This is a genomic window from Streptomyces sp. NPDC020362 (genome assembly GCF_040642095.1).
In the GTDB taxonomy this organism is placed as follows: Bacteria; Actinomycetota; Actinomycetes; order Streptomycetales; family Streptomycetaceae; genus Streptomyces.
Map to the genome: position 1 here is coordinate 11,663 of NZ_JBFAET010000094.1, position 23,211 is coordinate 34,873.

Here is a 23,211-nt window from a genome sequence, read left to right on the forward strand (position 1 = left end):
CGTTCCGTGGCCACCGCCGACGCGCGCGGCCGCGGCCAGCCGTGGGGAGAGCATGAACGAGGGGAACCCGACGCAGGTCCCGCCGGGGGAGCACGAGGACCGGGCGCCGGCAGGGGAAGCACAGCCGAGTCCCACCGGGACGACCGTTCCCCTCACCGACGGCGACTTCGAACTCGCGAAGCCTGCACCGGCCGTGCCTGCACCGGCCATGCCCGATGCGGGCGTCACCGACGCGGTCGTGGCCGAGACGGCCGGGGCCGAGACAGAGGTGGCCGACGCGGGGGTGGCCGACGCGGGGGTGGCCCGGTCCGGGGCGGACCCGGTCGAGGCGGGCGCCCCCGGCGCATCGGTCGGCGAGCGCCCCAAGCCCCTGCACGACCCCGATCCCTACGGCACCCCGCCCTACGGTGAGCCGGGCCCCTGGGCGCCCGCGCCGCCCGTCCAGCACCCCGCGGCGGCACCGGCGCAGGGAACGGCCGCGGCGGCACCGGCGACCGCACAGACACCGGCGCAGACGGCTCCGCACGCGCCGGTGCACTCGGCCCCGCCTCCGCACGCGCCGACGGCCACCCCGGCTTCCGCGCCTGCCCCGGTCTCCACCCCCGCCCCGGTCTCTGCGCCTGCACCGACCGCCGCGCCTGCCCCGGCTTCCGTGCCTGCCGCGGCCTCTGCGCCTGCACCGACCGCCATGCCCGCACCCGGCTCCGCGCCCGAACCTGCCGCGTCCTCGGCCGCACTGCCACCCGGAGCTCCCGACACGGCCCCGCCCGCACCCGGCTCCGCGTCCGAACCTGCCGCGTCCTCGGCCGCACTGCCACCCGGAGCTCCCGACACGGCCCTGCCCGCGGCGGATGCCGGTGCCGTTCCTCTCCTCGGTCCGGCCGGTCCGGCCGGGCACCCCGGTGACCCCTGGCAGCGCTACGACCCCTGGGTCGCTCCCGGTGCAGAGCGGCAGCACCCGGTGCCCGGGCCGCTGCAGCAGACCGGTGCCGCGGTGCTCACCGAGCAGCAGCGCCGTAGGCGGGCGAAGCGGATGCTCCTCGTGTGGACCCTGCTGGTCGCCGTCTTCTCGGGCGGCATCGGCGGGATCGTCGGTGCCTATGTGGAGCGCGACGGCGTGGGGGACGTCCATCTGCCGCAGGCCGGCAAGGTCCCCGCCGGACGCGCGCCGGACAGCGTGGCCGGGATAGCCGCCCGGGCGCTGCCCAGCGTCGTGACACTGCACGTGCGCGGGGCCGACGAGGCGGGCACCGGCACCGGCTTCGTCCTCGACACCCGCGGACACATCCTCACCAACAACCACGTCGTCCAGCCGGCCGGGTCGGGCGGCGAGATATCCGTGAGCTTCAGCAGCGGCGACACCGCCAAGGCCAGGGTCGTCGGCCGCGACAGCGGATACGACCTCGCCGTCGTCCAGGTCAGCGGCGTCCGCGGACTCACCCCCATGCCCCTCGGCAACTCCGACGACGTCCAGGTAGGCGACCCCGTCGTCGCCATCGGCGCCCCCTTCGACCTGGCCAACACCGTCACCTCGGGCATCATCAGCGCCAAGGAACGGCCCATCACGGCCGGCGGGGAGAAGGGCGACGGGAGCGACGTGTCGTACGTCGACGCCCTGCAGACCGACGCACCCATCAACCCGGGCAACTCCGGCGGGCCGCTTCTCGACTCCCGGGCCCAGGCCATCGGCATCAACTCCGCCATCCGCTCGGCCGACACCGAATCGGACTCCGAGGACGGACAGGCCGGCTCCATCGGCCTCGGCTTCGCCATCCCCATCAACCAGGCCAAACGGGTCGCCGAGGAACTGATCAACACGGGCCGCGCGACACACCCGGTGATCGGCGTCAACCTCGACATGGGGTACACCGGCGACGGCGCCCGCATCGACACCAAGGCGAGCAACGGCGGCCCCGCCGTCATCAAGGGCGGCCCCGGCGAGCGGGCCGGTCTGAGGGCGGGTGACGTCATCACGGAGGTCGACGGACAGCGTGTCCACTCGGGCGAGGAGCTGATCGTCAAGATCCGTGCCCACCGGCCCGGCGACCGGTTGCGCCTGACCGTCGAACACGGCGCCGAGCGGGAGGTCTCACTCGTCCTGGGCGCTTCGGAGCAGAACTGACAGAAGTCTCACCTCGGGACGGTACCGGTCTGCCAGGTATGCCGGGTACCGTTGAGCGACCGAGAGCATCGCAATGGGAGCGTCAGGTGTTCAATGACATAGGACCACTCGAGCTGGTGACCATCATTGTGCTCGCCGTGCTCGTCTTCGGTCCGGACAAGCTCCCGAAGGTCATCCAGGACGTGACGCGCACGATCCGGAAGATCCGTGAATTCTCGGAGAGCGCCAAGCAGGACATCCGAAGCGAGCTGGGCCCCGAGTTCAAGGACTTCGAGTTCGAGGACCTCAACCCCAAGACGTTCGTCCGCAAGCATCTGGACAGCGATGAACTGGGGCTGAAGGAGATCCGCAACGGTTTCGACCTGAAGAAGGAGATGGCCGAGGTCACGGACGCCGTCCACGGCCGTGACAGCGAGACCTCGTCGTCCTCCTCCTCGCCCTCGTCGTCCTCCTCGCCCGGCGGGCGCGTCGACATGAGCAAGAAGCCCGAGGAGCCCGGCAAGGACGACCGTCCGCCCTTCGACGCGGACGCCACCTGAGAGGTCCAGGGCACGCGGACCGGACGGCGTACGTGACGCGTTTCATAGCGCGCACCCGCCGTACACGGCGCGAACGGGCCCCGGGCGCGACCCACGCGCCGGGCGCTTTCCCTGCCGCTCTCAGCGGTGTGGATATGCTGCCGAGTTGTTGTGCGGACCGGACGAGTACGCCCGAAGGGGGGCGGGCCGCCCCGGTCCGACGAGAGCGAGGAGGCGTCCGGGCAGATGGAGACGACGAGTCGGGTGGGCGCGCAGGCGTCGGATGCGGAGGGCGGACAGCAGTTCGCCTCCGCCCGGCGCACGGTCGGCGGCTACCTGCAGGCGCCCTTCCCGTGGTACGGCCTCGACGAGGCGTTCACGGGGCCGCGCTGGCTGATGCAGGTCGGTACGGCGGCCGACGGTGCCGTCGAGCACGGTTCGATCGGGCACGGTGACGAGCCCACCGTACGCAATGAGCACATCGCCGGTTCCGCGGACGAGCCCAGGGAGAAGTTCGCGGTCGTGGTCACCGTGGCCGCGAATCCGTCCCGGCGGAGCGCCGACGGTACGGGGCTGCTGGAGGCGACGTCGGTGTCCTCGGCGGCGTGGCTGGCGGGGGTGGGACTGCTGTCGTTCACCTGGCCCGGGCAGATAGACCACAGTCTGCGGGACGACTGGCTGGAGCAGCAGACGGAGACCGCGTGGGCTCTGGCCGACGATCTCGACGGGCCCGAGTGGTCCACCCTCTCGCTTCCGGTGGACGGGGTACCCACGCCGTTCCACTACCGGGAGTCCGAGTTCGGCTGGGTGCTGGCCGGCTCCACCGAGGCCGGGGTTCACGTCGGGGCCTACGGGCGAGGAATGAGTGCGTACGGGCTCGGGTTCGCCGTGGTGAAGGACATCGCGGCTTACGCCTAGCAGGGCGGACCCCGGCGCCGTCGGCGCCGGGGCCGGCCGCACGTTGCCTCAGCCGTGGAACAGCTGCTTCCAGATCCCGGCGGCCAGGGCCATCTGGGCGAGAAGCCAGGCGAGCCGTGTGGAGAAGCCCCGCACCTGGTAGATCGACAGCAGCAGGGCGGAACGACTCCGCCAGAGGTCCCGCTCGTGTCTGAAGGTCGCCGTGTCCATCCAGAAGCCGGTGAGCGTCAGGACGATGAGCATGAGCAGGGCATAGAGAAGCACGGGACCGAAGCCCGCGTCCCTGATACTGCTGATCAGGACCGCGATGCAGACAGGCATGGCATACGCGAGGGTCAGGCTCCAGGCGCGCATGAGACTGCTGCTCCCGGGCAACAGACGCCACAGCGCACCCAGGACGAATCCGGCACCGGTCCATGCCAGCTGGTACAAAAAGAAATTTGCGACGACATCCGGGATTCCGGTGGCTGTATAGAGAAACTGCAGCCAGTTCCAGGGGTTCTTCAGGTCGAGGAATTCAGCGGCCGCGCTGGCCGGAACTCCGAACCAGAATGCCAGGCGCGCGGAATGCACCGCATTGGACCACCAGTGATCCCTCGGCCCCCAGGCCAGCGCGACATCGAGCACGGAAATGTGCTCGGGCGGATTTTTCCCGTTGCACCCGGAGACCACCCACTGGCGTAGTCGGTGCAGCTGGTCCTCCAATTGCTGGCGTGTGGCGCTTCCGCCACGCCCCTGGTCCAGCAAGTACAATTGATGGTTCACGCTGCGATATTGTCGGGCTTTTGTCAGTAATTCACGACGACGCTTCTTGCTGCCCAGCAGCTTCGAGCAGAAGCAGTCTCCCAGCTCGCCGAGTACCGACCATTGTCGCCCCAAGCCGACAACCACATACAGGGAGATGATGTTCAACGGGATCCAGATGCCGAACAGCCCGCTGGAGCCCGCAGCTTTTCCTCCCTGCAGTCCCACGAGGAAGGAAAATACGGCCGCGATCAGCAGGAGTTCCGGCGTGTCCGGTCGCAAGGAAAGCTGCTCGTCGTTGTTCCCGACCTGTGCCCGTTGCGTCCTGACGCGAAAATACAGGAGTGCGAGGAGGGCGATGACCGTCAGAATCCAGCTGTGGGAGTAAACCCATAGGAGGTCGGTGAAGGAGAAAGTCGCCATGAACTTGTTGACGTATGGATCGTCGGTGAAGGAACCGCTCCTGTCGGTGAGCCAGCCGGTGCGGATCCACTGACTTTCGGACGACCACCAGATACACGCGAGCAGGGCTCCGACGGTCACCGCCACCAGAGCCGAGGCCGCGGCGACGCAGCGGCCCGGCGCCGTGTCCCACGTGTGGGTCCAGGAGGTCCGGACCAGGCCTCCTTCGCGGGCGAAGCGCCATGCCCAGGCGGCCATCGCCGCGAGCCACAGCCACACGGTCGTCAGGCCCATCAGTGCGAGCCCGACCAGACCGGAAACGGTCGGCTTCGCTTTCGGCACGAGGTCTGCCGGCAGGCCGAAGAGGGCGGGGGCCAGGACCACCAGCAGACCGGCTGCCGCCACCACGGAAGCGGTTGCGATGACGGCGCGAGCCTGGCGGCGCGGGGCGTCATCGGGATCGGCGGACCCGTCCGTCCGGGTGTCCGTCACAGCGGGGGGCATGCCACGGTGCCAAGGGCGGGCGACGAGGAGCAGAGCCAGACCCGCGAAAATACAGATGAGGCTGCGCCACCTCAGTGCGATGGATTGCTGCGGAACGATCAGGAGAAGTGTCAGGGCGACTGCCGTGCTGAGCAGGGCCCATTGAAGCGCTGTCGCCACAGGATTTTCGCCGCGGCCGTTGCCGGCCCACCACCTCGGTTTTCGCGAATACCACCCCGGCATATTCGGTGAGCCCGGCGTACCCTGCGCAGCGGAAGGATACGGCTGCTCGCTGCGGAGCGCGGCCAACACGATCACGCACGAGGCGCACACCCACCATGCCGCTACGCCCGCTGTGCCCCAGAACGACCGGTCGTAGACCAGTGACAAGGAACGCTGCCAGGGAAGATCGACGTCGAAGACCACGTTTCTGGGCATCTCGTCCTTCCACACCAGTCTGTTCGCGTCGGCAAACGACGCCTCAGGTTTGGAGTGGTCATTGAAGTTCAGGCCGTCCAGAGTTGCTTCGATGCGCTTCCAGGGGAATCGACCGAGGGTCGACGTCCGAAGGGCGACTTCCCATTCCTTCTTCTTGTTGGTGGAAATTACCCAAGGGCCGAGCCGGACGGTTCCGTAATTCTGGATCCAGGTGAATGCGTCGTACTTAACCGTAACCGTGTCGCCCTCGGCGGTTACCGTGGGATCATGGGGGCGTCGCTCGGTGTCGCTGATCTTTCCCTTCGGGCCGAGCAGCAGGCAGCGCATCGCCCTTCGGTATTCTTTCGAATCCTCACTGAACGTCAGATTCTGGGCGAGATCCCATTTCCTGGGCACCTTGACCGTCAGGCCCGAATATACCTTGACGTAAGCCTGGTGGCGCTGCGAGAACCGGAGTTCGGCCTCGACGGAGCGGGGGCGAAGTTGCTCCGTCAAGCAGTTGTCGCGAGTGTTCGCCTGCGCCTCGGCGGGGGAGCATCCCCACCATGCCACCGCTGTCACCAGCAGGGTCAGCAGCCGCCACCACCTGATCGCCTTCATTGTCTGGCCACCTCCTCCTCCGGGGAATTTAGACATGCGTTCCCCAGGTCACACTCAGGCGCACGGTGGAGTTCGAACAGCCCACTCCTTCGTCTCAGTCTCCGGAATTGCAGGAAAACAGTCAGTGGCTGATAATGGAATCGGACAACCGTCAACAATTGACGGAGGAATCATGGCCGAAATAAACGTTTCCGCTCCGAGAACGTCACTTCCCCGTTTCGAAGAGGCCGAGGCGCTGGGCCCCCAGGACGCCGAGTTCGTCCGGGATCTGGTGGCGGTTCTGGCCAAGCACGGCAACCTGAACCGTTTTGGTCTGTGCCTTCTACATGATCATTTCCCGATCGCTCCGGGCGAGGTGCTGGTGGAGACCAACGACCCCCGGGCCCGCACCCTCCATGCCCATGTGGAGAAGGCGGACAGGACACGGCACACCAAGGCCTCGCAATGGCGGTTCATGCCGCACTCCGAACTCGAGCGGAGCGAGGAGGCCGAAGGAGGCCGCTACCAGGTGATCCAGCTGTGCACCCCGCTCGACCTGTGCCCGCGGCGCGAGCGCGAGAGCGAGGACGGCTGACCGCGAGCGGGGAGAGGCGGCCACGGAGACACGGATGTACGGCAAAGGGGCGCCGCCGGTGGAAGACGGCGCCCCTTCGTCGTGGAAGTCCTCGACTTCCTCAGAACTTGTTCCTCTGGTAAAGCAGCAGGTCACGGACCTTCCGAGGCATCCGGGGCCGTGCTCGGGCCGTCTCTGGGCCGTGTGGGGGGTGGCGTAGCGGGACCCGTCACCGCGTGACGACGAGTTCGCTGTACATGCCGGCGGCGTAGTGGCCTGGATAGTTGCACACCAGCTCGTAGCGACCGGGAGCCAGGGTCAGTGTGGTCCAGCCTGTAGCGCCCGGGAGGATGCCACGCCCGCTCCCCGCGTCACAGCTGCGCGAGGCTTCACCGAGGCTGCCCGTCTCTGCAACCCGGCCGTTGGAGGCGATGGCACGTTCTCCTGCGGCCTGGCTCGCCGGCAGCGGCAGCACCATCACCTCGTGTGCGAGTGCTCCGGTGTTGACGACCCGCAGTGTCACCTTCCCGGCCGGAACCGTTGCCGGGCGTACCAGCAGGCGCATCATGCCCATGCTGTGCCAGCCCGGACGGCCGTACGTCGTCGTTGGTCCGCCTGGGCCGCCCATCATCCGTCCCATGTCGCCGACGGTCACGTCCACCATGTGACCCGCCGGCGTTGGTGCACTGCATCGCGCGCCGTGCGTCCTCCAGGAGGCGGGGGCCGTGGTCCGGAACGCGCCGGTGGTGGCGATGAAGGCAGTCGTCGCCAGGCCCAATACCAAGGCGGCGGCTCCAGCAGCGATGATCAGCCACACTTCTCGGTGGCTGTTCCCGATCACTGGTGCTCCCGAAGCAGCATGAGACGGCGTTTGTACTCGTCGTCGTCGACTTCCCCACGGGCGTACCGCTCGGCGAGCACGTCTTCGGCTCGTCGGCCTGCCCACTCACGTTCGCCGGAAGGCGGAGGCGAGCCGGTCTGCTGCTGGTGGCGATGGCTGCCGGTGAAGTAGCGCACGAGCGCGATGATTCCGGCGATCACCAGGGCCCAGAACAGCACCATGAACACAGTCATGAAGAACCAGCCGCCCCAGCCCCATCCGCCGTCGTACCACATCATGCCGATCACTTCCCTCGGCTGATCGCTCTGTTTCTCCAGGATGCGACGGCGGAGGCTCCGGCTGACTGGCCCATAGGTCCCTTCCTGAGGGCCGGGCGCCCCGACCTTGCATCATGCGCGAAGACACGTTGCAGCGTTGATCGATTGCCATGTCGAAGGTCAGCGGCCCGCCCTTCCCTTCTCGGGCCGTCTCCGGGCCGTCCGAGGGCAGCCAACGTCCAGCAAGGCGGAAGCGGCCGACGGGATGCCGGCCCCCAGCAGGAGGCGTGGGCCCGGCAACCCCCGGCACCGTAGCCCGCGTCTTCCTCCGTGATCACCGCCGCATGCACAGGAGAACAGGTCATGACCGACAAGGACGTTGAGCGGAACAGCGAAGGGGACTACGTCCCGGGGCCCTGGTGGGCGGACCTCGGGCCGCGGGGCGCTGTCGTACTGATCGTCCTCGGGGTTCTCGCGGCGGCGTGGGCCGGCCTCGCTCCCGCACTGGGGCTCGGCCGGCTGCCCTTCACCCCAGAGGACCTGGCGATCGGCTCCTACCAGGCCGCCAAGGTCGTCGCCATCGGCCTGGTGATCCTGGTATGCGCCTTGCTGGGCCGCCGTCGCGCCCGGACCGCAGCCACCAAGGAGGCGAACGAGGCGGAGCACGACTGACACCACCGGCGAGTGAGCAGCGTCAGACAGCGGCGTCCGGCATGCCTCACCTCCACCAGCATCGCCTGCACACTCATCTGCTACCGCAGAGTCGCCACCTGAGATGGGCTCTAACGCGGGTCACACGGCCAGAGGGACCGGGTGGATCTCGTCGGCCAGGTGACCAGCGCGTTCGTGGATGCGCTGGACCGCTTCAGCCGTGGGGGCCTCAGAGAGGCAGTAGACCGTGCCGGACTCCGGATCCGCCCAGGCCTTCTCGAAGTGGACGCCTTCTTCCTTCTCGATGGCGAGGTCGGCCCTGTGGGCCTGCATCAGCTGGTCGGCCGTGATGCCCTTCATCCCGTGGTGGACATCCATGAACTGGGGCATGGCGTCGCGCCTCCTTCCGGCTGTCGTGTCCCGGCGCATTGCAGAGTCGCTTGCCAACTCCGTCATGTCCATCGTGTGCCTGTACGACCGCGACAGCGACCGCGCAGACCCCCAGCAGCGGAGCTCCAGCGGCGGCGCACATGCCTCTCTGTGCTCCTTGGGCACCTCTCCCGACTTCATGGCCACCAGTTACCACGGCTCATGTCCGGCCGGGGCCGTCGGAGGGCGCTCAACGACGACCAAGCTGACCAACGCCGACGGCTCCGCCGCTGGTCAGAAGGCTGACCAAGGACGGAGCCGCAGATCGCAGGCGGGCGATTTCAGAACTTGTTCTTCGGAGTGATCCCCAGGGACAGGCCGGACAGGCCCCGCTGGCGGCCGCCGAGCTTGCCTGCGATCGCGCGCAGCGCCGAGCCGGCCGGGGAGTCGGGGTCGGTCAGGACCACCGGCTTGCCCTCGTCGCCGCCCTCGCGGAGGCGGACGTCGATGGGGATGTTGCCGAGGACCGGGACCGTCGTACCGGTGGTGCGGGTCAGGCCGTCGGCGACCGTCTGGCCGCCGCCCGTGCCGAAGACGTCGACCATCTCGCCGCAGTGCGGGCAGGGCAGGCCGGACATGTTCTCGACCACGCCGACGATCTTCTGGTGGGTCTGGACGGCGATGGAGCCGGCCCGCTCGGCGACCTCGGCCGCCGCCTGCTGGGGCGTGGTGACGACCAGGATCTCGGCGTTCGGGACCAGCTGGGCGACCGAGATGGCGATGTCGCCGGTGCCGGGCGGCAGGTCCAGGAGCAGGACGTCCAGGTCGCCCCAGTAGACGTCCGCGAGGAACTGCTGGAGGGCGCGGTGCAGCATCGGGCCGCGCCAGACGACCGGGGCGTTGCCCGGGGTGAACATGCCGATGGAGATGACCTTCACGCCGTTCGCGGACGGCGGCATGATCATGTTCTCGACCTGGGTCGGACGGCCGTCCGCGCCGAGCATGCGCGGCACCGAGTGGCCGTAGATGTCGGCGTCGACGACACCGACCTTCAGGCCGTCGGCCGCCATCGCCGCCGCCAGGTTCACCGTGACCGAGGACTTGCCGACGCCGCCCTTGCCGGAAGCGACCGCGTAGACCCGGGTGAGGCTGCCCGGCTTGGCGAAGGGAACCTCGCGCTCGGTCTGGCCGCCGCGCAGGGCCGCCGCCAGCTCCTTGCGCTGCTCGTCGCTCATCACGTCCAGTGTGACGTCGACACGGGTGACGCCCTCGACGCGGGAGACCGCCTCGGTCACGCGCTGGGTGATGGTGTCGCGCATGGGACAGCCGGAGACGGTCAGGTACACGGTCACCGCGACCGCTCCGTCCGCGCCGATCTCCACCGACTTGACCATCCCGAGTTCGGTGATGGGTCGGTTGATCTCGGGGTCGTTCACTGTCGCCAGTGCCTCGCGCACCGCGTCTTCCGTAGCCATAAGGACGATGTTACGGCGCGCCGAGGGGCCTGCGGGTAGCCCCTCAGCGGTCGTCTGCGTCACGTCCGGGCGACCGTTCTGACCGTTCTGTCGGGAATACGACGTGGCCGTCGTGGCGCCGCCGCTCCTCCACGTCCTTGACCACGTCCTGCAGCTCGGAGCGCATCCAGTCGCGGGTCGCCACCTCGCCCAGGCCCATCCGCAGCGCGGCGATCTCCCGGGTCAGGTACTCGGTGTCGGCGATCGACCGCTCGTTCTGCTTGCGGTCCTGCTCCAGGTTGACCCGGTCGCGGTCGTCCTGCCGGTTCTGGGCGAGCAGGATCAGCGGGGCGGCGTAGGAGGCCTGCAGGGACAGCATCAGGGTCAGGAAGATGAACGGGTAGGTGTCGAAGCGCAGGTTTGCCGGTGCGGCGATGTTCCAGACCACCCACAGGATGATGACGACCGTCATCCAGACGATGAAGCGTCCCGTGCCCAGGAAGCGGGCGATCTTCTCCGACAGGCGGCCGAAGGCCTCCGGGTCCCATTCGGGCAGGATCCGGCGCCGGGGCGGCCGTGGCTGGTCCAGACGTGCCCGGGGCCGGGTGGCGGCCGTGGCGCCCGTCGGGGTGCGCTCGCGCGTGCTCTCGCGGTCAGGAGCCATGGGCACTCGCCCCCTCGTCGGTCGCCCCGTTCTCGTCGTTCAGGTGGAACTCCGTCTCCCGCCAGTCCTCGGGCAGCATGTGGTCGAGCACGTCGTCCACCGTGACCGCCCCGAGCAGCGACCGGGACTCGTCCACGACGGGCGCGGCGACCATGTCGTACGTGGCGAAGAACCCGGCGACGACGGGCAGCGCGGCGTCCGGGTCCAGGGTCTGCAGGTCGTCGTCGACGAGCGAGCTGACCAGGGTGTACGGGGGGTCCCGCAGCAGCCGCTGGAAGTGGACCGTGCCCAGGTACTTGCCGGTCGGGGTCTCGTCGGGCGGGCGGCAGACGTAGACCTGGGCGGCGAGGGCGGGGGAGAGGTCCGGGTTGCGGACCCGGGCGAGCGCGTCGGCGACGGTGGCGTCCGGGCGCAGCACGATCGGCTCGGTGGTCATCAGACCGCCCGCGGTGTGCTCCTCGTACGACATCAGGCGCCGCATCTCGGCCGCGTCGGCCGGCTGCATCAGGCTCAGCAGCCGTTCCTGGTCCGCCTCCGGCAGCTCGCCGAGCAGGTCGGCCGCGTCGTCCGGGTCCATGGCCTCCAGGACGTCGGCCGCGCGCTCCTCGGCCAGCTTGCCGAGGATCTCGATCTGGTCGTCCTCCGGCAGCTCCTCCAGGACGTCGGCGAGCCGGTCGTCGTCGAGGGCGGCGGCGACCTCGGCGCGCCGTTTGGCGGAGAGATGGTGCAGGACGTTGGCGAGGTCGGCGGGGCGCAGCTGCTCGAAGGTGGCGAGCAGGCTCTCGGCGCCCTGCCCGTGCTCCTCCAGCGAGAACCCGGTGACGGCCGACCACTCCACGGTCAGTGTCTCTCCCCTGGCCCGCCGGAAGGCGCCGCCCTTCTTCCCCTTGCGGACGAAGACGCGGTCGACCTCCCAGTCCCGGCGCGCGGGCAGCTGCTGCACGGCCAGGTCGAGGACGGTGACCTCCTCGCCGCTCTCCACGAGCTTCACCCGGCGGTCCAGCAGCTCCCCGAAGACCAGCCGCTCGGTGGGCCGCTGCTCGAAGCGGCGGACGTTGACCACGCCGGTGGTGATGACCTGCCCGGACTCGATGCCGGTCACCCGGGTCATGGGCAGGAAGATGAGGCGGCGGGTGGCCAGCTCGACGACCAGCCCGAGGACGCGCGGGGGCCGTCGCCCGACGCGCAGCATGACGACCAGATCGCGGACGCGGCCCACCTGGTCACCGGTCGGATCGAAGACGGGGACCCCGGCCATGTGCGAGACGAAGACCCGGGGGGCGCCGGCTGCCATGACTGTGCTTCCTTTGCGTGAAGATCGTGTCGGTTGGCGCGGGATTGTTGTGGATTGCTCGGATGTGACCACTCGGGTGCGCTTCAGGCTAGCCCGTCCTGATCGGATACGCCCTGGTGGGCGGTCCGGACGGACTGGCTCCGCCGGGCGGGCAAGGCCCCGGTACGCTGCCGTACGCCGCTCAGGAACCGTCAGAAAGGCAGTGCCACCTGTGACTGCGATTCCCCAGGGCCGTACCCGCCGGGCCGCACTGACGGCCGCGACCTGTGTGCTGGCCGCGACGGGAGCGATGGTGCTGACGGGGTGCAGCGACGACCCGGATGAGGGGACCAACGGGGTCGGCAAGCTGTCCGCGGAGCAGATCCAGGCGAAGACGCGGGACGCGGCGCGGACGGCCCCCGCGGTGCGGCTGTCCGGCACGGTGGTCACCAGCGGCCGCACCTACCGGCTGGACATGCAGCTGAAGGAGGAGGGCGGCACCGGCTCGGTCACCTCCGACGGGGCGACGTTCCGGCTGCTGCGGGTCGGCAAGCAGCTGTACCTGAAGGCCGACGCGGGCTTCTGGAACCATGCGGACAGCAGCGACGGTGCCGCCGGCAAGCTGGACGGCAAGTACGTGACGGTGCCGCAGGGGGATCCCGCCTACAAGAAGTTCAGCGGCTTCACGGACAAGGACGTCCTGCTCGACGGCCTGCTGACGCTGCACGGCAAACTGGCGGCGGACGGCCACCACGACCAGTCCGGCACCCCCACGATCCGCATCACCGGCGACGCCGGCTCCGGCGGCACCCTCGACGTCTCCCTGGAGGGCAAGCCGTATCCGCTGCGCCTGGTGCGGGGCGGCAGCGCGGGCACACTCGGATTCTCGGACTGGGGCAAGGACTTCACCGTGACCCAGCCGTCGAAGTCGGAGACGGTGGACTACGGCAAGCAACTGCCGACGTCGTAGGCCGCCCACGCTCGTCGGCCGCTCACACCCGTCGGCCGCTCACGTCCGCCGGCCGCCCACGCCCGTAGGCCGTCCACGCCCCCGGTCGCTCACGTCTGCTGGTCGTCCACGTCCGTCGGTCGCTCACGTCTGCTGGTCGCCCACGTCCGTCGGTCATTCACGTCTGCCGGTCGCTCACGTCTGCCGGTGGCCCACTCCCGCCGGTCGCTCACGTCCGCCGGTCACCCAGATCCGCCGCAACGGTGATCAGCCACGACGCTCGTTTCCGGCGGTGCCGGACACCGCCGCTCGGCCGTCGGCCCTACTTCTTCCGACGCTTCGCCAGCAGCCTCGGCAGGCCCGGCGGGACGGGTCGGCGGGTAGTCGCCGGGGTCGGGAGCGGGCGTTCGGCCAGGTTGTCGGAGGGCAGCGTTGCCGGGGCCCCTGCCGGCACCAGGCGGACCACCCTGCACTCGCGGGCCCAGCGATCCGGCATCCGCTCGCCGTCGGGGGCGTTCAGGCGCTTCCCCTTCAGCTCGGCGACCGCCGCCTCCCACTCCGGCGAGCCCGACGCCAGTTCGGACACGGTCGCCGGCCAGCTCACCAGCCGGCCCCCCTTGTCCTTGCTGCGCACGGTCACCTCGGCAGAGCCGCCGTCGGCCAGGGCGGGCAGCGGCTGCTCCCCGGGCCCGTCGCCGACCAGGCACACGGCACCCTCGTGCCACACGTGCCACAGCGCACGCGCCGCCGGGGCTTCGGCACCCCTGACCCAGATGAGGCCGGACTTCTTCGTGGCCTCCTCGATGAGGGCCTGGTCGAGGAGGGCCTGGCCGAGCAGCTCGCTTGTCATGGGCCCAGCCTATCCACCCCCGCTCACAGCCAGCCGTTGCGCTTGAGCGTGCGGTGGATGCCCAGACACAGGACGGCCGTGATACCCATGATCACCGGGTAGCCGTACTTCCAGTGCAGCTCGGGCATGTACTTGAAGTTCATGCCGTACACACCGCACACCATCGTCGGTACCGCGATGATCGCGGCCCAGGCGGTGATCTTCCGCATGTCCTCGTTCTGCGCGACCGACGCCTGTGCCAGGTTGGCCTGGAGGATGGAATTGAGCAGCTCGTCGAAGCCCATGACCTGCTCCTGGACCCGGGCGAGGTGGTCGGCGACGTCCCGGAAGTACTTCTGGATGTCCGGGTCGACCAGCCGCATCGGCCGCTCGCTCAGCAGTTGCATCGGCCGCAGCAGCGGAGCCACCGCCCGCTTGAACTCCAGCACCTCGCGCTTGAGCTGGTAGATCCGCGCCGAGTCCACACCGCGCGAGACCCCGCCTCTGCGGCCGGGCGAGAAGACCTCGGTCTCCACCTCGTCGATGTCGTCCTGCACCGCGTCGGCGACCGCGATGTAGCCGTCCACGACGTGGTCGGCGATGGCGTGCAGCACGGCCGAGGGACCCTTCGAGAGCAACTCGGGGTCGTCCTGCAGCCGGTGTCGCAGCGCCCGCAGGGAGCCCTGGCCGCCGTGCCGGACGGTGATGAAGAAGTCCCGGCCGGTGAAGCACATGACCTCGCCGGTCTCGACCACCTCGCTGTTGGCGGTCAGTTCGTCGTGCTCGACGTAGTGGATGGTCTTGAAGACGGTGAAGAGCGAGTCGTCGTACCGCTCCAGCTTGGGGCGCTGGTGGGCCTGGACCGCGTCCTCGACGGCCAGCGGGTGAAGTCCGAACTCGGTGGCGATGCCAGCGAATTCCGCCTCGGTCGGCTCGTGCAGGCCGATCCAGACGAACCCGCCGTCACGGCGCACCTGCCGCATCGCCTCCTGCGGGGTCAGCGGCTTGCTGCTCGGCACACGGGAACCGTCGCGGTAGACGGCGCAGTCGACGACGGCCGAGGGCGTCGCGGGGTCGCGTGTGGTGTCGTACGAGGCGTTCGAATCCTTGCGGACCGAGGGGCGGGACGACGGACGGACCACGGCGCGCAGGTCGCGGATCATCGACATGGGCAGGCTCCTTCGCGGGCGGGCAGCGACAGCGCGCGGCGACGGGTGGAACTACCCGGAATGGGGACGTCCTGGCTTCGGATGTTTGGCACGTCCACAAAGCGGGGAGCACCGCTCCGTTGCGGTGGCGACTTCGCTGCTGCTGCGGGACTGATTCAGATCAGACAGATCAGGGCAAAGCAAAACGAAGTGCTCTTCCGAACGGCGACGCGAACGGGAAGGTGGCAGCCAGCCGGGAACTACATCAGCAGCCGGAAGAGCGAGTGGTACTACCAGGTCGACTTCGATCCATGACAGCCCCACCTCCTCCGGCCGGTCCCTCGTAAGGGAGTCTCATCGGCGTCGGGACTTGATAGCGACGCTTCTGCGTGCTGCCCCGAACCACCGGCTCAGCGTAGCAGTCACCCGAAGTGTCAAGGCGCCGCTTTGCCCGCTGCTGACGAGTTCTATGCTCACCGCATGGTTGATGTTCTTCCTCTGGTCGAGGCACGGTTGAGCACCGCGCTGGGCGAACCGGACGCGCGCGCAGCGGTCACCTTCCTCGGTACGGACCGCATGGAGGTGCTCCGCTTCCAGGAGGGGGACGTGGTCCGCTACGCCACGCTCGGTATGTCCGCGCACCCCATGACCGACCCCACGGCCATGCTCGCCGACCCCGTCAAGGGCCCCCGCGCCGAGCTGGTGATGTCCGTGCGCGCGGGCCTCGCGGACACCGACAAGGTGCTTCGCGCGCTCGCCGTACTTGCGGCGTCCCCGCAGGTGGAAGGTGTGGTGGTGGCCCCCGGCGCCTCGCTGGACGTGGGAGAGCCGCTGTGGCCCGACGCCCCCTTCACCTCGGTCCTGGTGGGTGAACCCGGAGGCCTCGTCGAGGATCTGGAGCTGGACGAGCCGATGGATCCCGTACGATTCCTGCCGCTGCTGCCGATGACCCCGAACGAGGCCGCCTGGAAGCGGGTGCACGGCGCGGGAGCCCTCCAGGAACGCTGGCTCGCGAACGGGACGGACCTGAGGGACCCCGCCCGCAGGTCCGTCCCGCTCGACTGACCCGGAAGTGACCGATCTCACCAACACAAGGCTGAAATCGGTCAGTTGGCAAAGACGGTGACGCCGTCCTCGGCGCCGTGCGCCGTCTCCGGTTCCTCGGTCATGGGGGTCCCCCCGCTCGAGCGAAGCCGAGAGTGGGGGAGGGAGAGCGCGCTGCGCCGTACGAGGACCACCGCCGCTCCGAGCACCGCGGTGGCCGCGGCGACCACGAAGGGGACGTGGATGTCGGTCCACTCCTCGATCTTCGGCGCGAGGTACGGCGCCGCGGCGGCCGCGAACCAGCGGACGAAGTTGTAGCCCGCGCTTGCCACGGGCCGCGGCGCATCCGACACGCCGAGGGCCAACTCGGTGTAGACCGTGTTGTTCACGCCGATGAACGCGCCGGACGCGATCGTGCAGACGACGGCCGCGGTGTGGCTGCCGTAGCCGAGCACGAGCACGTCCCCCGCGAGCAGTACCAGCGAGCCGCCGAGCACCTTCAGTGAGCCGAACCGCCGCTGCATCCGCGGGGCCACGATCACCGAGAAGACGGCGAGCAGCAGCCCCCAGGCGAAGAACACCCCGCCCGACCGGTACGGGGTCATGTTCAGCACGAACGGCGTGAAGGCCAGCACGGTGAAGAAGGTGTAGTTGTAGAAGAACGCCGAGATCGCCGCCGAGGCGAGGCCGCCGTGGCCGAGCGCCCTGATCGGATCCAGGACCGAGGTCTTCCGGGCGGGCTTCGGCTGCTCCTTGAGGAACGCCGTGATGCACACGAAGCCGATCGCCATCAGCGTCGCCGTGCCGAAGAAGGGGTAGCGCCAGCTGGCGTTGCCGAGGACCGCACCGAGCAGCGGGCCGCAGGCCATGCCGAGACCGAGCGCGGACTCGTACAGCAGGATCGCCGCCGCGCTGCCTCCGGCCGCCGCGCCCACGATGACCGCGAGGGCGGTCGAGACGAAGAGTGCGTTGCCGAGGCCCCAGCCGGCTCGGAAGCCGACGAGCTGGGCGACCGAGTCGGACGTGCCGGCGAGACCCGCGAAGACGACCACGAACGCAAGGCCGAGGAGCAGGGTCCCGCGGCCGCCGATGCGGCTGGAGACGAAGCCGGTCAGCAGCATCGCCACCGCGGTGATCAGGAAGTACGAGGTGAAGAGCAGGGACACCTGGCCGGCGGTGGCGTCGAGACCCTGCGCGATGGACGGCAGGATCGGGTCGACGAGGCCGATGCCCATGAAGGCGACGACGGAGGCGCCGGCCGTGGCCCAGACCGCCCTGGGCTGTCGCAGGAAGCCGCCGGCTCCCGCGTCGAAGGGGTCCATGTGCTTCTCCCGTCCGGTCGAGCGGATAGTTGGGTAATACACATAGTAAGTTAGGGGAGCTAATTAATTCAAGATGCATCTAATTTCGGCCGGCGGGGCGGCGCGGCCGTGTTCCGTCCGGACGGGTGATCGTCCTTGACGTGGGCGTGCAGGGGTAGGAGCGTGGAGCCCTATGAGGGGCGAACCCAGTTGCCCGAAGTGTGGTGGCCGGGTCAGGGCTCCCGGCCTCTTCGCCGATTCCTGGCAGTGCGACGTGCACGGGACGGTGTATCCGCTGCAGCCCGTGATCCCGCCCAGCGTTGAGGCGCTCAATGTCGTGGTGCACCGCACGCAGGTCCCGGTGTGGATGCCGTGGCCGCTGCCGGTTGGCTGGCTGTTCACGGGTGTGACCTATGCGGGTGACGACCGCAGCGGCGGCCGTGCCACTGCCGTGGCCTGCTCCGGCCCTGGCCCGCTCGGCGGCATGGGCGAGCTGATCCTGGTCGCCGAGGAACTCGGCGTGGGCCTCGGTGCGTGGTACGCAGGCATTGACGGCCCGGACCCCGGGTCGTACATGAACGTCGAGAAGCCGCCCCAGGCCAAGGTCCTGGCCGCCGGCCGCCCGACGCCCCTCTGGCACGTCTACCGCGCCCCCGACGACCGTGCCGTCTTCGCCGGTGAGGCGCTCGGGATGTGGCTGTGGGCGGTGATGTGGCCCGAGCAGTCGGGGCTGCTCATGTATGACGAGCTGGTGCTGACCGATCTGCGGGGTGCGGGGGCGGAGCTGGATCTGGTGCCTTACGGGGCGCTGTCGCCGCGCTTGCTCAAGCCGTGACGATGCGGCTGCTCCTGCTTGGGCCGTAAGCGGCTGCTCCTGTTTGGGCCGTAAGGCGTGGGGTGTGGGCCGTTTTGGGCCGTAAGGCGTGGGGTGTGGGCCGTGACGCGTGCGGCGTGGGCCGTGGGGCGGGGCAGGTTCGGGGGTGGTGCGGGGCTTCGGGCGGGTGCGGGTTCGTGGTGGCTGGTCGCGCAGTTCCCCGCGCCCCTTTGCGGCTGCGCCGCATCGCGCAGTTCCCCGCGACCCCCTCTGCGGCTGCGCCTCGTTGTGCGGCTGCGCCTCGTTGTGTGGTTTCGCGGGCTCCTGGGTGGGGTGGTGTAGGGGGTGCTGGTCGGGTTCGGGTGTGACAGGGCATGGTCGTATTGCCGCTATCCTTAGGTGTCCCCCTCCGTCCGTCACCGCCTGGAGTACGCGTCGTGCGCATCGACCTGCACTGTCACTCCACGGCGTCCGACGGTACGGACACCCCGGCCGAGCTGGTGCGGCATGCCGCCGTGGCCGGTCTGGACGTCGTCGCGCTGACCGACCACGACACCACCCGCGGGTACGCCGAGGCGATCGCCGCGGTGCCCGAGGGCCTCACCCTGGTCACCGGTGCCGAGCTGTCGTGCCGCATCGACGGCATCTCGATGCACCTGCTGGCCTACCTCTTCGACCCCGATGAGCCCGCCCTGTTCGCCGAGCGCGAGCTGGTCCGGGACGACCGGGTGCCGCGGGCCCGGGGCATGGTTGCCAAGCTGAACGCGCTCGGCGTGCCGGTCACCTGGGAGCAGGTCGAGCGGATTGCCGCCGGCGGTTCCGTGGGGCGTCCGCATGTCGCCACCGCGCTCGTCGAGCTGGGCGTGGTGCCCACGGTGAGCGACGCCTTCACCGAGGAGTGGCTGGCCGACGGCGGCCGCGCGTTCGTGGAGAAGCACGAGACCGATCCCTTCGAGGCGATCCGGCTGGTCAAGAGCGCGGGCGGCGTGGCCGTCTTCGCGCACCCGGCCGCCGCCAAGCGCGGCCGTACGGTGCCGGAGTCCGCGATCGCCGAGATGGCCGCGGCCGGCCTGGACGGCATCGAGGTCGACCACATGGACCACGACGCCGACTCCCGGGACCGTCTGCGGGGCCTCGCGAAGGAGCTGGGGCTGCTGGTCACGGGGTCCTCGGACTACCACGGCAGCCGCAAGAGCGTGGCGCTCGGCGAATACACGACGGACCCCGAGGTGTACGGCGAGATCATCCGGCGGGCCACCGGCGCGTTTCCCGTCCCGGGGACCGGCGGAGCCTGAGGCCCCTCAGGGGTCGACTCCGCGCCACCTCACGCCCATTCTTCTTCTTCCTGCAAGGCCTGTGCTTCCCCCATGTTCGACGTCGCTGTCTTCGGCTCCCTGTTCCTGACCCTTTTTGTCATCATGGATCCCCCCGGGATCACCCCGATCTTCCTCGCGCTGACCGCCGGGCGCCCCGCCAAGGTGCAGAAGCGGATGGCCTTCCAGGCCGTCTGTGTGGCGGCCGGGGTGATCGCCACCTTCGGCCTGCTGGGTCATCAGATCCTGAACTACCTGCACGTCTCCGTCCCCGCGCTGATGATCGCGGGTGGTCTGCTGCTTCTGCTGATCGCGCTCGACCTGCTCACCGGCAAGACCGACGAGCCGAAGCAGACCAAAGATGTGAACGTCGCGCTCGTGCCGCTGGGCATGCCGCTCCTGGCGGGGCCCGGCGCCATCGTGTCCGTGATCCTGGCCGTGCAGAAGGCCGACAGTGTGGCCACACAGGTCTCGGTGTGGTCCGCGATCCTCGCGATCCACGTCGTGCTGTGGCTGGTGATGCGCTACTCGCTGCTGATCATCCGGGTCATCAAGGACGGCGGCGTGGTCCTGGTGACGCGTCTCGCGGGCATGATGCTCTCCGCGATCGCCGTGCAGCAGATCATCAACGGTGTCACTCAGGTGATCCGGGGGAGCTGAGACATCGCCTCGGCTCCCCCGGAAAGCTTGAGTGTCGCTGCCCGTTACGAGGCCGCGGTGGTCTCGGCCGGGCGGATCCACAGGCGCTGTCCGACGGCGGCGGCCTGCTGAACGATCCGGTTGACGGAGGCGGCGTCCACGACGGTGCTGTCCACGGTGGTGCCGTTGACCTCGTCGAGTCGCATGATTTCGAAGCGCATGGCTTCTCCCTTCGTCTGGTCATCCTCCTGCGGAGAACTACTGGGTGTGACGTTGTGTCGCTCTAGTCAACGCGCTGCATGTTACAAACATTCCCTACGCTAAAGAAATTTTTCGAACGGCTAATTACCGACTGGTAAGGAGGGTTCGGTGGACCGACCGGGACCAGTTGTGTTCGCAGCGTGACCGCCGGGACAATGGAGGCGATGAACGACGACCTGGCGGCCCTCACCGCCCGCATCGACCGCACCAACGAGCTGCTGCAGCGCATGCTCGCCGAGGTGGCGAAGACGCCCTCGACCCACGCGATCTTCGTCGACGCGGGCTATCTGTATGCGGCGGCGGGTCGGCTCATCGCCGGGACCGAGGACCGCCGCTCCTTCGACCTCGACGCCGAGGGCCTGATCGACGCGCTCATCGACAAGGCCCGCACGATCTTCGCGGACAGCCGCCTGCTGCGCGTCTACTGGTACGACGGCGCGCGCCGCCGCATCCACACCGCCGAGCAGCAGTCCATCGCCGAACTGCCCGACGTCAAGGTCCGCCTCGGCAACCTGAACGCCAACAACCAGCAGAAGGGCGTCGACTCCCTCATCCGCTCCGACCTGGAGTCCCTGGCCCGCCACCGCGCGATCAGCGACGCGGCCCTCCTCGGCGGCGACGAGGACCTGGTGTCGGCGGTGGAGGCGGCGCAGGGCTACGGCGCACGCGTCCACCTGTGGGGCATCGAGGCACCCGAGGGCCGTAACCAGGCCGAACCGCTGCTCTGGGAGGTCGACAGCCAGCGCACCCTCGACCTGGAGTTCTTCAAGCCGTACGTCGCCCGCCGCACGGCCGCCGCCTACGAGACCGTCGCCGGGGCCCGGCCCTCCCGCGAGGACGTCCGCTTCGTCGGCGCCCAGATCGCGGCGAAGTGGCTGGCCGCACGAGGCCGCGAGTCCCTGGCCGAGCTGCTGCCCGGCCACCCCCGCCTGCCCGGCTCCGTCGACCAGGACCTGCTGGTCGAGGCGGAACGCGTGCTCCAGTACTCGCTACGCGGCCAGGGAGACCTGCGGCACGCCCTGCGGGAAGGTTTCTGGGACCACCTGCAGACGCAGTACTAGCCCGCCGGGCGTGCCTGGCGCGCCCGGTCCGTGTGCTCGTCCCAGAAGGCGGCTGCCGCGGCGGCCGTGGCGAGCGGCTGGTCGGTGTTGGGCGAGTGCTCGGCCCCCTCGACGACCGTCCGCCGCGCCTTCAGCCGCTCGGCCATGCCGTCGAGCAGCGCCAGCGGCCAGGTGTCGTCCAGAGCACCCGACAGGACATGGAACGGCAGCGGTACGGCGGCCAGTTCGGCGACGCGGTCCGGCTCGGAACACAACTGGCGCCCGGTGGCCAGGAGTTGGGCCGGCTTGGTGCCCAGCCAGCGGCGCCGCAGATCCTCCCGGTTGTCCAGACCGCCGTCGAGCCCGCCCGTGGCGGTCTCCTCGGGGGCCTCCATCGCCTGCATCGCGTCCCACACCTCGGCCATCGTCATCACGCCGAGCGCGTCCCGCAGCAGCTTCACCCGCTGTTGCTGGGACGACGAGATCTGCGCCGGCCCCGAGGCCATCAGGGTCAGCGACAGGAAGGGGGAGTGGTCGATCAGCACGGCTGCGCGCGAGATCTGCCCGCCCAGCGAGTGCCCCAGCAGATGCACGGGCGTCCCGACCGCCTCCGCCTGCGCCAGCACGTCCCGCGCCAACTCATCCTGCGCATAGGCGGATTCGTCACGCTCGGGGCCGTCGGACTCGTACTGCCCGCGCCCGTCCACGGCGATGGTCCGGTACCCGCGCTCGGCCAGCGGCACATGCAGCGGGTTGAAGTCCTCCTTGCTCCCGGTGAACCCCGGCAGCAGCAGGGCAACGCCCCTGGGCTCGACCCCGTCGGCCACGGGCGCGTCGACGACGGCGAACTCGCCGCGCGCCGTTCGCAGGGAGTACGCACGGGCACCGGGGGGCGGGACGAAGGTGGCAGGCCTGCTCATGGGGAGAGGCTATCGGGCCTGGCGGGCGGGCAGGGCGTGGGGGGCGAGGCAGGGACGCCGACGGCCCCGTCCCACAGAAGTGGGCCCGGCCGGGGGGGTGACGCCGTTGCGCGTCCGGTCGTCGAACCGGTGCGCCGATCAGGCCTCGGCGGTCTCCGCAACCGCCGTGGTGGCCTTGCGGGTCCGGCGCGGCTTGACCTCCGGCTCCTCGGTGGCCTGCGCCGGGATCTCCGCAGCGGCTGCCTCGGCAACCGCCTTACGGGTCCGCCGCGCCTTGGGCGCAGCCGCCTCGACCCCGTCCACCGCGCTTTCGACGGCGGCGGCAGCCTTCCGCGTCCGACGCGGCTTGGCCTCGGCCTCCGCCTCCGTCGCCTCGGGTGCGGCGGCCGCGGTCTTGCGGGTGCGGCGCGGCTTGGCTTCCGTGCCTTCGGCGGTGTCCGTGGCTGCTTCGGCGGCGGCTGCGGTCTTGCGGGTGCGGCGCGGCTTGGCCTCCGCCTCCGTCGCCTCGGGTGCGGCAGCGGCGGTCTTCCGCGTCCGGCGCGGCTTGGTCGCCGGGGCGGCCTCGTCCGTGCCCTCGGCCGTTGCGACCGCTGCTTCGGCGGCCGGCTCGGCCGCCTTGCGGGTACGCCGACGCGGCGTCGCCTCAGCCTCCACCGTCTCCGGGGC

The 23,211-nt window shown here is 69.8% G+C and carries 23 protein-coding genes and 1 pseudogene; 11 read left to right on the forward strand and 13 right to left on the reverse strand.

What is annotated here, in order from left to right; translation table 11 throughout:
- The first annotated feature begins 52 nt into the window (after positions 1-52).
- The 3 genes from AB0H32_RS28125 to AB0H32_RS28135 all read left to right on the forward strand — a co-directional run bounded on the left by AB0H32_RS28125 (position 53) and on the right by AB0H32_RS28135 (position 3,558).
- Entirely contained in the window at positions 53-2,122 is a 2,070-nt protein-coding gene (locus AB0H32_RS28125; RefSeq protein ID WP_361125662.1) for a trypsin-like peptidase domain-containing protein, read from the forward strand.
- An 86-nt stretch (positions 2,123-2,208) separates the two neighbouring features.
- A complete protein-coding gene (locus AB0H32_RS28130; RefSeq protein WP_361125665.1) occupies positions 2,209-2,661 on the forward strand; it encodes a sec-independent translocase in 453 nt (150 codons plus the stop codon).
- 225 nt (positions 2,662-2,886) lie between these two features.
- On the forward strand, positions 2,887-3,558 hold the full coding sequence (locus AB0H32_RS28135; RefSeq protein ID WP_361125668.1) for a hypothetical protein: 672 nt from the start codon (positions 2,887-2,889) through the stop codon (positions 3,556-3,558).
- Between the two features lie 48 nt (positions 3,559-3,606).
- On the opposite strand, the gene AB0H32_RS28140 is transcribed toward AB0H32_RS28135, so the two are convergent.
- The gene (locus tag AB0H32_RS28140; RefSeq protein ID WP_361125671.1) at positions 3,607-6,225 is read right to left on the reverse strand and encodes a DUF6185 family protein; all 2,619 of its coding nucleotides are present in this window, start codon (positions 6,223-6,225) and stop codon (positions 3,607-3,609) included.
- 172 nt (positions 6,226-6,397) lie between these two features.
- On the opposite strand from AB0H32_RS28140, the gene AB0H32_RS28145 reads away from it, so the two are divergent.
- Entirely contained in the window at positions 6,398-6,799 is a 402-nt protein-coding gene (locus tag AB0H32_RS28145) for a hypothetical protein (protein ID WP_361125674.1), read from the forward strand.
- Positions 6,800-7,007: 208 nt separating this feature from the next.
- Here the strand turns inward: AB0H32_RS28145 and AB0H32_RS28150 are convergent, their stop codons facing one another.
- Both AB0H32_RS28150 and AB0H32_RS28155 read right to left on the reverse strand, forming a co-directional pair.
- Complete coding sequence (locus AB0H32_RS28150) at positions 7,008-7,433, reverse strand: sulfocyanin-like copper-binding protein (RefSeq protein WP_361125677.1); 426 nt, start codon at positions 7,431-7,433, stop codon at positions 7,008-7,010.
- A gap of 182 nt (positions 7,434-7,615) precedes the next feature.
- A complete protein-coding gene (locus AB0H32_RS28155; RefSeq protein WP_361125680.1) occupies positions 7,616-7,897 on the reverse strand; it encodes a hypothetical protein in 282 nt (93 codons plus the stop codon).
- A 342-nt stretch (positions 7,898-8,239) separates the two neighbouring features.
- On the opposite strand from AB0H32_RS28155, the gene AB0H32_RS28160 reads away from it, so the two are divergent.
- Entirely contained in the window at positions 8,240-8,548 is a 309-nt protein-coding gene (locus AB0H32_RS28160) for a hypothetical protein (RefSeq protein ID WP_361125683.1), read from the forward strand.
- 120 nt (positions 8,549-8,668) lie between these two features.
- Here AB0H32_RS28160 and AB0H32_RS28165 read toward each other — a convergent pair whose 3' ends face one another.
- The 4 genes from AB0H32_RS28165 to AB0H32_RS28180 all read right to left on the reverse strand — a co-directional run bounded on the left by AB0H32_RS28165 (position 8,669) and on the right by AB0H32_RS28180 (position 12,308).
- On the reverse strand, positions 8,669-8,917 hold the full coding sequence (locus tag AB0H32_RS28165) for an SCO4226 family nickel-binding protein (RefSeq protein WP_361125686.1): 249 nt from the start codon (positions 8,915-8,917) through the stop codon (positions 8,669-8,671).
- Between the two features lie 320 nt (positions 8,918-9,237).
- The gene (locus AB0H32_RS28170) at positions 9,238-10,371 is read right to left on the reverse strand and encodes an Mrp/NBP35 family ATP-binding protein (RefSeq protein WP_361125689.1); all 1,134 of its coding nucleotides are present in this window, start codon (positions 10,369-10,371) and stop codon (positions 9,238-9,240) included.
- Between the two features lie 43 nt (positions 10,372-10,414).
- On the reverse strand, positions 10,415-11,014 hold the full coding sequence (locus tag AB0H32_RS28175; RefSeq protein ID WP_361125692.1) for a DUF1003 domain-containing protein: 600 nt from the start codon (positions 11,012-11,014) through the stop codon (positions 10,415-10,417).
- On the reverse strand, positions 11,004-12,308 hold the full coding sequence (locus AB0H32_RS28180) for a CBS domain-containing protein (RefSeq protein WP_361125695.1): 1,305 nt from the start codon (positions 12,306-12,308) through the stop codon (positions 11,004-11,006). Before AB0H32_RS28180 ends, AB0H32_RS28175 begins: the two co-directional genes overlap by 11 nt.
- A 211-nt stretch (positions 12,309-12,519) precedes the next feature.
- Between AB0H32_RS28180 and AB0H32_RS28185 the strand changes: the two genes are divergently transcribed.
- Complete coding sequence (locus AB0H32_RS28185) at positions 12,520-13,257, forward strand: hypothetical protein (RefSeq protein ID WP_361125698.1); 738 nt, start codon at positions 12,520-12,522, stop codon at positions 13,255-13,257.
- 301 nt (positions 13,258-13,558) lie between these two features.
- Here AB0H32_RS28185 and AB0H32_RS28190 read toward each other — a convergent pair whose 3' ends face one another.
- Both AB0H32_RS28190 and AB0H32_RS28195 read right to left on the reverse strand, forming a co-directional pair.
- Positions 13,559-14,086 (reverse strand): hypothetical protein, encoded by a 528-nt coding sequence (locus tag AB0H32_RS28190; protein WP_361125701.1) that lies wholly within the window; start codon positions 14,084-14,086, stop codon positions 13,559-13,561.
- 23 nt (positions 14,087-14,109) lie between these two features.
- Positions 14,110-15,234, reverse strand: coding sequence for a magnesium and cobalt transport protein CorA (locus tag AB0H32_RS28195; protein WP_361125704.1), 1,125 nt, complete (start codon positions 15,232-15,234; stop codon positions 14,110-14,112).
- Between the two features lie 459 nt (positions 15,235-15,693).
- Between AB0H32_RS28195 and AB0H32_RS28200 the strand changes: the two genes are divergently transcribed.
- On the forward strand, positions 15,694-16,278 hold the full coding sequence (locus tag AB0H32_RS28200; protein WP_361125706.1) for a suppressor of fused domain protein: 585 nt from the start codon (positions 15,694-15,696) through the stop codon (positions 16,276-16,278).
- 41 nt (positions 16,279-16,319) lie between these two features.
- Here AB0H32_RS28200 and AB0H32_RS28205 read toward each other — a convergent pair whose 3' ends face one another.
- Positions 16,320-17,579 (reverse strand): MFS transporter, encoded by a 1,260-nt coding sequence (locus AB0H32_RS28205; RefSeq protein ID WP_361125708.1) that lies wholly within the window; start codon positions 17,577-17,579, stop codon positions 16,320-16,322.
- Between the two features lie 172 nt (positions 17,580-17,751).
- Here AB0H32_RS28205 and AB0H32_RS28210 point away from each other — a divergent pair, with 172 nt between their 5' ends.
- From AB0H32_RS28210 to AB0H32_RS28220, 3 genes are all read left to right on the forward strand, one after another.
- The gene (locus tag AB0H32_RS28210) at positions 17,752-18,393 is read left to right on the forward strand and encodes a DUF6758 family protein (protein ID WP_361125711.1); all 642 of its coding nucleotides are present in this window, start codon (positions 17,752-17,754) and stop codon (positions 18,391-18,393) included.
- A 416-nt stretch (positions 18,394-18,809) separates the two neighbouring features.
- Positions 18,810-19,667, forward strand: coding sequence for a PHP domain-containing protein (locus tag AB0H32_RS28215; protein ID WP_361125714.1), 858 nt, complete (start codon positions 18,810-18,812; stop codon positions 19,665-19,667).
- Positions 19,668-19,739: 72 nt separating this feature from the next.
- Positions 19,740-20,345, forward strand: a complete 606-nt coding sequence (locus AB0H32_RS28220; RefSeq protein ID WP_361125717.1) for a MarC family protein — start codon at positions 19,740-19,742, stop codon at positions 20,343-20,345.
- Positions 20,346-20,389: 44 nt separating this feature from the next.
- Here the strand turns inward: AB0H32_RS28220 and AB0H32_RS28225 are convergent, their stop codons facing one another.
- Positions 20,390-20,545 (reverse strand): hypothetical protein, encoded by a 156-nt coding sequence (locus AB0H32_RS28225; protein ID WP_361125720.1) that lies wholly within the window; start codon positions 20,543-20,545, stop codon positions 20,390-20,392.
- A 204-nt stretch (positions 20,546-20,749) separates the two neighbouring features.
- Here AB0H32_RS28225 and AB0H32_RS28230 point away from each other — a divergent pair, with 204 nt between their 5' ends.
- The gene (locus AB0H32_RS28230; RefSeq protein ID WP_361125723.1) at positions 20,750-21,646 is read left to right on the forward strand and encodes an NYN domain-containing protein; all 897 of its coding nucleotides are present in this window, start codon (positions 20,750-20,752) and stop codon (positions 21,644-21,646) included.
- On the opposite strand, the gene AB0H32_RS28235 is transcribed toward AB0H32_RS28230, so the two are convergent.
- Together AB0H32_RS28235 and AB0H32_RS28240 are read right to left on the reverse strand one after the other, a co-directional pair.
- A complete protein-coding gene (locus AB0H32_RS28235) occupies positions 21,643-22,545 on the reverse strand; it encodes an alpha/beta hydrolase (RefSeq protein ID WP_361125726.1) in 903 nt (300 codons plus the stop codon). The two genes, AB0H32_RS28230 and AB0H32_RS28235, sit on opposite strands and share 4 nt — an antisense overlap.
- Positions 22,546-22,683: 138 nt before the next feature.
- Positions 22,684-23,211, reverse strand: a pseudogene (locus AB0H32_RS28240) (ATP-dependent helicase); the annotation flags it as partial.